The 11,849-nt window shown below is 61.8% G+C and carries 15 protein-coding genes; 3 read left to right on the top strand and 12 right to left on the bottom strand.

All coding sequences use genetic code 11. The annotated features are described in order from the left end of the window. From ACK4TM_RS14900 to ACK4TM_RS14890, 3 genes are all read left to right on the top strand, one after another. On the top strand, nt 1-533 hold a 533-nt coding region (locus tag ACK4TM_RS14900), incomplete at its 5' end, for a twin-arginine translocase TatA/TatE family subunit (protein ID WP_409702657.1). Next, entirely contained in the window at nt 530-1,399 is an 870-nt protein-coding gene (tatC, locus tag ACK4TM_RS14895; RefSeq protein ID WP_409702655.1) for a twin-arginine translocase subunit TatC, read from the top strand. The genes ACK4TM_RS14900 and tatC, both read left to right, overlap by 4 nt. Then, complete coding sequence (locus tag ACK4TM_RS14890; RefSeq protein WP_409702653.1) at nt 1,396-2,238, top strand: ATP-binding protein; 843 nt, start codon at nt 1,396-1,398, stop codon at nt 2,236-2,238. The genes tatC and ACK4TM_RS14890 overlap by 4 nt, the downstream gene beginning before the upstream one ends. A 27-nt stretch (nt 2,239-2,265) precedes the next feature. On the opposite strand, the gene ACK4TM_RS14885 is transcribed toward ACK4TM_RS14890, so the two are convergent. The 12 genes from ACK4TM_RS14885 to ACK4TM_RS14830 form a co-directional block, all read right to left on the bottom strand. Further along, the gene (locus tag ACK4TM_RS14885) at nt 2,266-3,459 is read right to left on the bottom strand and encodes a peptidoglycan DD-metalloendopeptidase family protein (RefSeq protein ID WP_409702651.1); all 1,194 of its coding nucleotides are present in this window, start codon (nt 3,457-3,459) and stop codon (nt 2,266-2,268) included. A gap of 63 nt (nt 3,460-3,522) precedes the next feature. Further along, nucleotides 3,523-4,164: a protein-L-isoaspartate(D-aspartate) O-methyltransferase gene (locus ACK4TM_RS14880; protein WP_409702648.1), complete on the bottom strand. Its 642-nt coding sequence runs from the start codon at nt 4,162-4,164 to the stop codon at nt 3,523-3,525. Beyond that, nucleotides 4,161-4,946: a 5'/3'-nucleotidase SurE gene (surE, locus tag ACK4TM_RS14875; RefSeq protein ID WP_409702646.1), complete on the bottom strand. Its 786-nt coding sequence runs from the start codon at nt 4,944-4,946 to the stop codon at nt 4,161-4,163. Before surE ends, ACK4TM_RS14880 begins: the two co-directional genes overlap by 4 nt. A gap of 97 nt (nt 4,947-5,043) precedes the next feature. After that, nucleotides 5,044-5,688: an SDR family NAD(P)-dependent oxidoreductase gene (locus ACK4TM_RS14870; RefSeq protein WP_409702644.1), complete on the bottom strand. Its 645-nt coding sequence runs from the start codon at nt 5,686-5,688 to the stop codon at nt 5,044-5,046. A 41-nt stretch (nt 5,689-5,729) separates the two neighbouring features. Continuing rightward, a complete protein-coding gene (locus ACK4TM_RS14865; RefSeq protein WP_409702642.1) occupies nt 5,730-5,993 on the bottom strand; it encodes a hypothetical protein in 264 nt (87 codons plus the stop codon). Between the two features lie 102 nt (nt 5,994-6,095). Then, nucleotides 6,096-7,565: an amidophosphoribosyltransferase gene (purF, locus tag ACK4TM_RS14860; RefSeq protein WP_409702640.1), complete on the bottom strand. Its 1,470-nt coding sequence runs from the start codon at nt 7,563-7,565 to the stop codon at nt 6,096-6,098. 111 nt (nt 7,566-7,676) lie between these two features. Next, nucleotides 7,677-8,255 carry a CvpA family protein gene (locus tag ACK4TM_RS14855; protein WP_409702638.1) on the bottom strand — a complete coding sequence of 193 codons (579 nt, stop codon included), beginning with the start codon at nt 8,253-8,255 and terminating at the stop codon, nt 7,677-7,679. A gap of 26 nt (nt 8,256-8,281) precedes the next feature. Continuing rightward, nucleotides 8,282-9,646: a DNA repair protein RadA gene (gene radA / locus ACK4TM_RS14850; RefSeq protein ID WP_409702636.1), complete on the bottom strand. Its 1,365-nt coding sequence runs from the start codon at nt 9,644-9,646 to the stop codon at nt 8,282-8,284. Nucleotides 9,647-9,648: 2 nt separating this feature from the next. Beyond that, nucleotides 9,649-10,101, bottom strand: a complete 453-nt coding sequence (locus ACK4TM_RS14845) for a paraquat-inducible protein A (protein WP_409702634.1) — start codon at nt 10,099-10,101, stop codon at nt 9,649-9,651. Then, nucleotides 10,102-11,139: an alanine racemase gene (gene alr / locus ACK4TM_RS14840; protein WP_409702632.1), complete on the bottom strand. Its 1,038-nt coding sequence runs from the start codon at nt 11,137-11,139 to the stop codon at nt 10,102-10,104. A 38-nt stretch (nt 11,140-11,177) separates the two neighbouring features. After that, complete coding sequence (locus ACK4TM_RS14835; protein ID WP_409702630.1) at nt 11,178-11,558, bottom strand: hypothetical protein; 381 nt, start codon at nt 11,556-11,558, stop codon at nt 11,178-11,180. Next, the coding region (locus ACK4TM_RS14830) for a DnaB-like helicase C-terminal domain-containing protein (protein WP_409702628.1) at nt 11,555-11,849 on the bottom strand (295 nt) is incomplete at its 5' end. The genes ACK4TM_RS14835 and ACK4TM_RS14830, both read right to left, overlap by 4 nt.

Raw genomic sequence — 11,849 nt, 5'->3', positions numbered from 1 at the left:
TCGGCATCGTGGCCCTGATTGTGATCGGGCCAAAGGATTTGCCGGGCATGTTCCGCACGATGGGGCAATTCACCGGCAAGGCCCGTGGCATGGCGCGGGAATTTTCCCGCGCGATGGAAGCGGCAGCAGACGAATCCGGCATCAAGGAAATGTCGAACACGCTGCGCGCGGCCTCTGACCCCAAAAAATTCGGGACCGATGCGCTGAAGAACGCGTCGGGATTTTCCACCAAATCCGGTGCCACCCCGACCAACCGGCAAGAGGCAGCGGCCAAAGCTGCCGATCCGCTGGCCACCGACAGCCATGAGAGCGCGGCGCGCGCCAAGGTGCCTGCGGAACCCGCGACGACGGCCAAGCCCGCAGCGCCCAAGGCCGCATCTGCCAAAGCGAAACCGGCAGCGACAGCGGCGAAACCTGCTGCGACGCCGAAACCAGCCGCCGCGCCGAAGGTTGTCGCAAAGCCCAAAGCGGCCGCGAAGCCCAAGCCCGCGACAGCCAAGAAGACCCCCGCCAAGTCCGAGGATAAGACATGACCAGCAGCGAAGAGATCGACGACAGCGCTGCCCCGTTGATCGAACATCTGGCAGAGCTGCGCACACGGCTGATCTGGTCAGTGCTGGCGTTTATCGTCGGGATGGTGATCTGCTTTTTCGTCTGGAACCCGCTGTTCAACTTTCTGACGCTGCCGCTGTGTGATGCGCTGGCGGCGCGCAACCAATCCTGTGATCTGCAGTTCATCGCATTGGAAGAAGGTTTCTTTGTCGCTGTCTCTATCTCGCTTCTGGGCGGGCTGGTGCTGGGGTTTCCGATCATTTCCTATCAGATGTGGCGGTTCGTGGCGCCGGGCCTGTACAAAAGCGAACAGGGCGCATTTCTGCCGTTTCTTGTTGCCTCGCCGTTCATGTTCTTTCTGGGTGCGGCCTTTGCCTATTACGTGATCACACCGCTGGCATTCGGTTTCTTCCTTGGCTTTCAGCAGCCCGGCACATTGATGACCGGCACCGAAAGCAGCACGCAGGCGGCGGGCATCCTGTTTCAGGGGTCGGCCAAGGCCTATCTGAGCCTGACGATCAAATTCATCGTGGCTTTTGGTCTGTGTTTCCAGTTGCCCGTGTTGCTGACGCTGATGGGCAAGGCGGGCCTTGTTTCTGCGCGCGGCCTGCGGGGCACGCGCAAATATGCGATGGTCGGTATCCTGATTGTGGCGGCGCTGGCGACACCGCCTGATGTGATCTCGCAGGTGATTCTGTTCGTCGTGGTCTACGGCCTGTATGAAGTGTCGATCCAACTGGTTGCCCGCGTCGAACGCAAGCGCGAGGCCAAGCTGCGCGCCGAAGGGCTGTGGGACGACGATCTGCATGGCGAGGATGCCATGGACGACGACGGCCCGAAAGCATGACCGCCAAGGTACTGAAACGGATCGCCGAGGCGCTGGAACGCATGCATCCCGCGCCCGGCAAGGCGCCTGATTTCAAAAAGGCATCCGCCTTTGTCTGGCACACCGCCCCGGATCGGCTGGAACCCGTGGCAAAGATCAACCGGATCGATGTGTCCCTGCTGGTCGGTGTGAACCGGTCGCGCGACACGCTGATGGAAAACACCGCCCGTTTTGCCGCTGGCTTGCCTGCGAATAACGCGCTGCTTTGGGGCGCGCGGGGGATGGGAAAGTCTAGCCTTGTCAAGGCGATCCACGGTGCTTTGCAGGCAGAGCATCCAAAGCTGAAACTGGTCGAAGTACAGCGCGAAGACCTGCCCAGCATCAGCCGCTGTCTGAACCTGCTGCGTGACACTGACGCGCGCTTCATTCTGTTTTGCGATGATCTGTCCTTTGGCCATGACGATGCGCATTACAAGTCGCTCAAGGCGGTGCTGGATGGCGGGATCGAGGGGCGACCTGACAATGTGGTGCTTTATGCCACGTCGAACCGGCGGCATCTGATGCCGCGCGACATGATCGAGAATGAACGCTCCACCGCGATTTCCCCGTCAGAGGCGGTGGAGGAAAAAGTGTCCCTGTCGGATCGTTTCGGTCTGTGGTTGGGGTTTCACCCCTGCGATCAGGATGAATATCTGGCAATGATCCGGGGCTATTGCGATGCCTATGGCGTGACGATTGACGATGCCACCCTGCGGGCAGAGGCGATTGAATGGCAGGCCACACGCGGCAGCCGGTCAGGGCGTGTTGCCTGGCAATATTTCACCGATCTGGCGGGGCGGCAGGGTGTGAAGCTGCCGTAAGGTGGGCCGTGACCCACCTTGCCCTTGTCAGGGGAGGTAATCCGTTGGATCAAGGCTTTGCAGGCCGCGACGCACCTCGAAATGCAGAAAGCTCGGATTGCCGGCGCGCACCTTGCCGATGACCTGACCACGGGTGACGGTGGCGTCTTTCTGCACCGTCAACTGATCCATCTGCGTATAGACTGTCAGCAACCCATCGCCGTGCCGGATCACGATGATCGACCCGCCGGTCGTATCGGTGGTCACGGCGATCACGGTACCAGCCTCGGCAGAGCGGACGTCGGTGCCGGCGGGCACGCCGAAATCCACGCCTTCGTTCGTGCCGGGCGCATAGGCGCGGATGATGCTGCCCTGCACAGGGGCGGCCAGACGGCTGCTGCTGGCGGCGGGCGGCGGCGGGGCAGGCGTGCCGATATCAGGGGCCGCAGGGGCGGCCACCGGCGCGGCAGATGACGGTTCAGGCAGCGGGGTCGAGGCGCTCGGGGGTGTCGGCGTCGGTGATCCGGCACCTGGGGCAGGCACCGGCGCTGCGGCAGGAACGGGGCGGCTGGCACCCGATTGCGGGATCAGCAGGAACTGACCTTCGCGGATGGTGAATTCCGAATTCAGCCCGTTCCATTCGGCAATCGATGTGACCGGCACGTTATACAGCCGCGCGATGGAGAACGCGCTTTCGCCGCGCACGACCTGGTGGCGGATCGGCTCTGTGCCACTGCTCGCAGGTGCGGGTGTGGGGCTGGCAGCGGGGGTCGCCGCACCGATGGCGGGGGCAAGCGGGGTCGCGGTGATCGGTCCGGATGCATCCGCCCGGTCCAGCGCCGAAGTCGCGACAGCCGCCACATCGAAAGGCTGTGTGCCGCTCGCAGCGCCCGGTTGTTCGCCCACACGGCCGGGCAGGGCCACGATTTCATCGCGCCGCAGCATTGCGTCGGGTTCAACCCCGTTATAGCGCGCGATTTCATCCGCGTTCATCCCCAGCCGTCCGGCGATGGCGCGGATCGTGTCGTCCTGCCGGGCGACGACGACCTGATAGGTCGGATAGGAAATTACGCCACGTTCATCCGGCTGGGGCCGGTCGGGCAATTGCTGCACGGCGGCGGCGGTGCTGAACCCGTTGCCAAGATCGCGCATATCGGCATCCATCCCGGCACAGGCCGAGAGCGCGCCCAAGGCCACGCCTGTCATCATCATGCGTCTGATATCGATCTGCCGCCGGGTCATTTCACCGCTCCTCATAGCAGGCTGCCCCATTCTTGCCGGGGTCCTACCGCATTTTGGTCTAGTTTACTCTTGTCCGAGCCCTTCAAGCAAGGGCACAAACCTGACGGCCCGCAATTCGTCATATTCATAGCCGGTGTCAAGCCTTGTCACGCGGATCAGGCTTTGCACGGCATCCGATTGCCCGACCGGCAGGACCATGATTCCGCCCACGCGCAGCTGCGCCAGCAAGGGGCCGGGCGGGTCTTCGGCGGCGGCGGTCAACAGTATCCGGTCGAAAGGTGCCTGATCGGACAGCCCGTGGCTGCCGTCGGCGGTGAAGGTGGTGATATTGGCGATCTGATGCTTGTCAAAGACGCTGCGCGCATCTTCGACCAGCCGCCTGAAGCGGTCGATCGTATAGACCCGGCGCGCGAGCTTGCTCAGGATCGCGGCCTGATAGCCCGAGCCGGTGCCGATTTCCAACACCTTGTCGCGTGGATTGATCTGCAAGGCCTGCGTCATCAGCCCCACGACGGATGGTTGCGAGATCGTCTGCCCGCAGGCAATCGGCAATGGCATGTCTTCATAGGCACGGTCGGCGAAGATGCCGCGCACGAAATCGGCACGGTCCACCTGTTCCATCGCCGTCAGCACGCGGGCGTCGGTCACGCCCTTGCTGCGCAGGGTATAAAGGAATTGCATCTTGGTGTCCGCGTCAAACGTCACTTCAGCGCCTCTTGCAGGGGATCAAGCATCGCGCGGTCGGTCAGATCTGCCCGCATCGGCGTGACCGAAATATAGCCATCCAGATTGACCGCCGCATCCGAGCCGGGGGCTGTCACCACATCCTGCGCCCCGCCGCGCATCCATAGAAACCGCCGCCCGCTGGGGGACATCTGCGCCTGGGCCGAAAAATGCGTGCCACGGCGAAATCCCTGCGGTGCGGCGCGCATGCCCTTGACGGCAGCGGCGGGGACGGGGGGAAAATTGACGTTATAGAACAGCCGGTAATCGGCATCATCCCACAATTCGCTTTGCAGCAATTTGCGCACCACATCCGCGCCATGGGTGGCTGCTGCTTCGAACGGGTCGTCAAGGGCGGCATTATGCGGGCCGAAATATTGCGACAGGGCGATGGCGGGCAGACCTTGCAAGGCGGCTTCCATAGCGCCCCCGATGGTGCCGGAATAAAGCGTGTTTTCGGCAGCATTGTTGCCCCGGTTCACACCCGACAGCACCAGATCGGGGCGCGCGTCGATCATCACATCGTAAAGCCCCGCGATGACGCAATCTGCTGGTGATCCTTCGGCGGCGAAACGGCGGGGCGCCAGTTCGGCGATCATTGTGGGATGGGTATAGCTGATGCAATGGCCGACGCCGGATTGTTCAAAGGCAGGGGCAACGGCCCAGACCTCACCCGACGGACCGGCGATATCCTGCGCGATCCGGGTCAGGATTTTCAGCCCCGGTGCGTTGATGCCGTCGTCATTGGTGATCAGAATGCGCATATTTTACCCCTGTTGCTGGCCAATACCTAGGCGAGCGGGCAGGGGGCGGCAAGCCGCAGAACCGCGCTTTCAGAGTTTGTGGCGCAAAGGACCCAGACTATTGCGCCAGAATGGCAGGCAGCAGGCGCGCGGCCTCGGCATGGGGATCGGCCAGCGGGCTGCGATCCTCACCGGGGTAGAACCGCGCACGGGTGGCGGTCGGCATCGGTTCGGGCGTCAGGATACGGACATCGGGGCCGGTTTTGCGGCTTTCGGCCTGCCATGATTGCGCCAAGGCGATCTGGGCCGCCTTGGTTGCGCCATAAGCGCCGAAAAACTGCTGGCCTGCGCGGGGATCGTCAAAGAATACCGCGCGCCCGGTCTGTCCCAGCAAGGGGCTGACATAGGCGATCAGGCGCGCTGTTGCCTCGACATTTATGGTCAGGGATTTGGTCAAATCCTTGGGGCCGATGTGACCGGCAGGGGCCAGGGGGGCGGCGTGAACGGCGGTGTGCAGCCACAGGTCCAGCTTGCCCCAGCGGTCGAATATGCCACGGCACAATTGCTGCATGGCGGCATCGACGGTGATATCCATCGGTGCCAGCGTCGCGGCACCGCCAGCGGCCTGAATGGCGTCATCCAGTTCTTCCAGCGCGCCGACGGTTTTCGCCACGGCGATGATGTGATGGGTGGGGGCTAATGCGCGCGCAAGGGCTGCGCCAAGGCCGCGCGATGCGCCTGTGATCAATGCAATCTGTGTCATGGCGGCGGTGTGTGAGAAAGCCGCGCCCGCGTCAAGAGGGATCAGTCACGCGGCGGCAGGCGCATCGCCAAAGTCACCCCATCCGCGCCAGTGACAAGCACCTGCGCATCGCCGATCGCGGTGGCGGTGATCCCCAGGGCCTGTTCCCCCGGCACGACCCGCGCGACCTGTCCGTCGGCCGACCGGATCAGGGCGGCGGGGCCTTCGGTTGTGCTGAAAAGACCGATCAATGTCAGGCTGTTCAGGTCAAGCGCATCCGCGACGGTGGCCTGTTGGGACGCAAGCGTTTGTTCGGGCTGGGTCATGGCAACTTTTCAGATCAGTTTCGGTTCCCTGCGCCTTGCCAGAAATTTGCATGGAACGAAAGCAGGGCCGCGGCATAGCCCTGCGAACGGGCCGAAACGCGCCTATTCCGCCGCTGTCTTGGTCTGGAAACCCTGTTCGATCATATCGGATGGTGCCACCGGATATTCGCCTGAAAAACAGGCATCGCAATAGGCGGGCGATTTGGGATCGCGCCCCTGTGCCTCGCCCACGGCACGATACAGCCCGTCGAGCGAGATGAATTTCAGACTGTCCACCCCGATATGCAAGCGCATTTCTTCTTCGGTCATGGTGGCGGCCAGCAATTTGTCGCGCTGCGGGGTGTCGACGCCATAAAAACAAGGCCATGCGGTCGGGGGCGAGGCGATCCTGAAATGTACCTCTGCCGCGCCGGCATCAAGGATCATATCCTTGATCTTTTGGCTGGTGGTGCCGCGCACCACGCTGTCATCGACCAGAATGATCCTTTTGCCGCGCACCAGCGCGCGGTTGACGTTCAGTTTCAGGCGTACACCCATGTTGCGGATCTGTTCGGACGGTTCGATGAAGGTCCGGCCCATATATTGGTTGCGGATGATCCCCATCGCATAGGGAATCCCTGATTGCAGCGAATAGCCGATGGCGGCAGGTGTGCCGCTGTCAGGCACCGGGCAGACCAGATCGGCATCGACGGGGGCTTCTTTCGCCAGTTCGCGGCCAATGTTCTCGCGGGTTTCATAGACTGACCGGTCGCCAAGGATCGAATCGGGACGGCTGAAATAGACATGTTCAAAGATGCAGAACCGCGGCTTGGCCGGGCGGAAGGGGAAATGGCTTTGTACGCCCTTGTCGCTGATCACGACCATTTCGCCCGGTGCGATATCGCGGATGAATTCCGCGCCGATGATATCCAGCGCACAGGTTTCCGATGACAGCACCCAACCATCGCCCAGTTGCCCCAGGACCAGCGGGCGCACGCCCAAGGGATCGCGGCAGCCGATCAGTTTCGTGCGGGTCATGGCGACGATGGAAAACGCGCCTTCGACCTTGCGCAGGGCTTCTTCCATGCGGTCGGGGATCGTGCGGCCCATGGAGCGCGCCATGAGGTGGATGATACATTCGCTGTCGGACGAGCTTTGGAAGATGGACCCACGGTCGATCAGTTCCTTGCGCAGCGCCAGGGCATTGGTGATGTTGCCGTTATGTGCCAGGGCCGCGCCGCCCATGGAAAATTCGCCAAAGAACGGTTGTACGTCGCGGATTGCGGTCTGGCCTTTCGATCCAGCGGTGGAATAGCGCACATGGCCGATACCGATGGAACCGGGCAGGGTTTCCATCACCTTTTGATTGGTGAAATTGTCGCGCACCAGACCCATGCGGCGGGCCTGATTGAACCCGGTGGCAAAGTCGTGCGTGACGATGCCGCCCGCCTCTTGCCCGCGATGTTGCAGGGCATGCAGGCCGAGGGCCACGAAATTGGACGCATCGGTTACACCGACAACGCCGAAGACGCCACATTCCTCCCGCAGTTTGTCGTCGTCATAGGGATGGGCAGGCAGGTCTTTGCAGGACAAGGGGCAACTCCGAATCCGAGAGGGTGATTGCCCCCTCCTTAGTCCCTGTGCGGCGGAGTGTCACGAAACGATCATGATCCTCCGCCGAATTGGCTGTCGCAATGTCGTGACTTATTCCACGACGGGTTGGGTGACGGGCGCGCCGCAATTGCCGACCAGGTTCTGATATTGCTGAGTGATCCAGCCAAGCGCCTGTTCGGGGTTCTGTTCTTCGATCCGCCCGGTCAGTTGCGCGAACACACTGGCGGACCGGCTGTTGTCCACGACCGCGAACTGCTGGGCGGCAAAGATCGTGTCGTAGACAAAGAATGCCACTGCCACCAGAAGAATCCCGCGCAGCACGCCGAAGAAAAACCCAAGCCCCTGATCCAGCCCGCCAATCGCGGACCGCTGGATGGCGCTGGAAAACAGCGGCGTAAAAATCGACACGATAACCAGCGCTATCGCAAAGACCGCAGCAAAGGCCGCGATAATTGCCAGTTCGCAGCTATCGCCGATGAAATCACCGACGACGGGGATCTGACGTACCAATGGTTCGACCTGATCGGCAAAGATGAAAGCCACGACAGCCGCACCGATCCAGCCCAGAATGGCCATCAATTCGCGGACAAGGCCGCGGCTATACGCCAGAACGCCCGATAGCAGCACAATGACTGCCACCCCTGCGTCGACGAGTGTAAAACCGTCCATCGTCTGTCTCTCCTGATTGTGGCGCGTCAGCGCGCGCCGAACACATCTTCTACGAATGCGGCCAAATCATGGGATTGGCGCAAAGAAATCCCCTTTACCGCGACCTGCTTGGCCTGATGCGGAGAGATTGCAGAGGTAAAACCAAGTTTTTCCGCCTCTTTCAATCTGTTTTCGGTCTGCACGACCGGGCGTAACGCCCCCGACAGGCTTATTTCGCCGAATATCACCGCTTCGGGCGGCAAAGCGGCGTCTTCACGCGCAGACATCAGCGCCGCCGCGACGGCCAGATCGGCGGCAGGTTCGGATATCCGCAACCCGCCCGCAACATTGAGGTATACATCAAGGCCCGTGAACGGCACACCACAGCGCGATTCCAGCACCGCAAGGATCATCGCCAGACGCCCGCCGTCCCAGCCCACCACCGACCGGCGCGGCTGGGACAGCGGTGACGGGGCCACCAGCGCCTGAATTTCGCATAACATCGGCCTGCTGCCTTCGATCCCTGCAAATACGACCGATCCGGGGGCAGGGGTGCCACGTTCGGACAAAAACAGGGCGGAGGGATTTTTCACCTCGGCCAACCCCTTACCCGTCATTTCGAACACCCCGATTTCATCGGCAGGGCCAAAGCGGTTCTTGACGCTGCGCAGTATACGGAACTGATGGCCGCGTTCGCCTTCGAAATACAGCACGGTATCGACCATGTGTTCGACGACGCGGGGGCCTGCGATACTGCCGTCCTTGGTGACATGGCCGACCATCACCACCGACATGCCGTTGCGTTTGGCAAATGTCGTCAGCTCATGCGCCGAAGACCGCACCTGCGACACGCTGCCCGGCGCGGAATCGACGGTATCGGCCCACATCGTCTGGATCGAATCGATGATCGCCAGATCGGGTTTTTCCGCCTCCAGCGTGGTAAGGATATCGCGCAGATTAGTTTCGGCGGCGAGTTTCACCGGGCTTTTTTCCAACCCCAGCCGGCGCGCGCGCATCTGGACCTGCGCATTGGATTCCTCGCCCGAGATATAGATCACCTTCAGCCCGTTACGCGCGAACCGTGCCGCCGCCTGCAAAAGCAGCGTAGATTTACCGATGCCGGGATCACCGCCGACCAGCAGGGCAGATGCCTTGACCAGCCCGCCGCCCAGCACGCGGTCAAGTTCCGCCACACCGGCCTGTGTGCGGGGCGGTTCCGGTTCCTGCGTGTCCAGATCGGTCAGCGCGATCTGTTTGCCGCGCATCGCGCCCAGCGTCTTGCCCTTGGGACCGCTCGACAGCGCCTTGGTTTCATGAATCGTGTTCCACGCCTGACAGGCATCGCATTGACCCGACCATTTGGAATAGGCCGCACCGCAATTCGCGCAGACAAAGGACAGATCTTTCGCCATGTTTACCTTTCGGAATGCCGCGCCGGGCCGCGCGTCAGCCCTGCTATCACGACAGAGCCAAGAATACAGCCCGTGAACAGATAAAGCCCCCATGCGGTTTCGACCCGGCCCAGCCCGGTCGTCTTGAACACGACGATATACAGCGCGATCAGAAAGATATCCGCCATCGCCAGCTTGCCCAGCCAGACCAGCACCGGCATGACCTTGTCATCCAGCAGCCGAAAATGCACCAGCGCCAGCAACAGCACCTTGAGATAGGGGGCAAAGATCGCGAATGCGGTCACGACCAGCGCCAGAAACACGTCGCTGCGCCAAAGCGATTGCAACCCGGTGATCACCGACACTTCTGTCAGGCCGAAAACCGGCAGCAGCCCCGCCCGCATCAGCGGCGCGAACCAGGCAATCGGAAACAGGATCAGCAGCGACAGATTGGCGTAAACCAGCAGGTGCCGCATTTACTTGCCATAGACACGGCGGCTATAGCGCGCGCCCAGTTGCGTGAGCAATTCATAGGCAATCGTGCCCGCCTGCCTGGCGACATCATCAAGGCTTTGCTGCGGGCCGATCAATGACAGGGCCTTTGGCACCTCGTCCAGATCGGTGACATCGACAGTCATCAGATCCATCGACACGCGGCCAACCAGCTTGCATGGAATGTCGCCATGGAAAAACACCGCCCTGTCCGACAGATGCCGGATGATCCCGTCGGCATAACCGCCCGAAATCGTGGCAATCCGCGACGCGCGTTCCGCCTGCCAGGTATTGCCATAGCCCACGACTTCACCGGCGGCGACATCGCGGACCTGAATGACAGGGAATTCCAGCGCCACGACAGGCGTGGCATCGGTGAACGGTTCACAACCATAAAGCCCGATTCCCGGCCGTGTCAGGTCGAAATGATAGTCAGGCCCCAGCAATATCCCGCCGGTCGAGGACAGCGAGCGCGGCACGCCGATCCCGTCGGTCATCATGCGGAAGTTTTCCAACTGATGCGGGTTCATCGGGTGGTCGGGTTCATCGGCGCAGGCAAGATGGCTCATCACCAGTGTCGGGTTCTGGTCCAGCGCGATCCCCGCAATCGCCGCCCATTCCTGCATTTCCATGCCGAGCCGGTTCATCCCGGTATCCAGCTGGATGCCGAACGGATGGCCCGGCAGGGTTTCAAAATGATGGGTCAGCTGATCCACGGAATTCAGCATCGGCGTCAGGTTCAGGGCGCGGATCGCCTCAGTGTCGCCTTTCATATGGCCGGAAAACACGTTGATTTCGGGGCGCGGCCCCAGTTCTTCGCGAATGGGTGCTGCCTCTTCGGCGACGGCGACGAAAAACTGGCGGACACCGGCCTTGAACAATGCCTTGGCGACCTGCACCGACCCCAGACCATAGGCATCTGCCTTGATCACAGCGGCCGTGCGGCAATTGGTCATCGCATCCAAAGCGCGCCAATTGGCGACGATGGCATCAAGGTCAATGGTCAGGCGTCCGGTACTCATGGCGATCCTTTTGGCAGGGCGCGCGCAGGGCGGCAAGGTCAATCAGCGCAAGTGCGCGCACCGTTGATCACTTCGGCCAGATCCTGCGCCAGGGCGGGATCGAGAGGGGCGGAAATCACATAGCCCGAATCGATCTGCACCTGCATTGTGGTCCGCAGGATATCGTGACCACAGACCGACATCGTCACCGTTTCGCCGAGCGACAGCGATGTGAAGGCGGCAAAGCGCAACGCGCTTTCTCCATTCATCGCCAGCGCGATCCGCGCGTCGCTGCCGTTGTCCTGCATCACCGTCGCATTCACCCCAGCGGCTGGGAGCGCGAGCGGCCCGACGCCGCCGGTGAACACAAGATCCTGCGCCGCGGCGCCGGTTCCGGCGAGGATCAGCAATGTGGCCAGCGCGCGCGAGCTTACTGTCAAAACTGTTGCTCCCCACCTTGCTGCCAGGGTTTGACGAGATTGCCGAACCGGGTGAATTGCCCTTCAAAGCTGAGCTCGACCGTGCCAATCGGACCGTGGCGCTGTTTGCCGATCACGACCTCGGCCTTGCCGTGCAGACGCTCCATTTCTTCCTGCCAGGCGGCCATCTTGTCCATTTCATGATCGCCGGGTTTTTCGCGTTCTTTATAATATTCCTCGCGGAACACGAACATCACGATATCGGCGTCCTGCTCGATCGAGCCTGATTCGCGCAAATCCGACAATTGCGTG

Source organism: Yoonia sp. (assembly GCF_046292185.1).
Classification (GTDB): Bacteria; Pseudomonadota; Alphaproteobacteria; order Rhodobacterales; family Rhodobacteraceae; genus Yoonia.
Note: the sequence above shows the minus strand (reverse complement) of the source record. Positions and strands in the feature narration are given on the sequence as shown.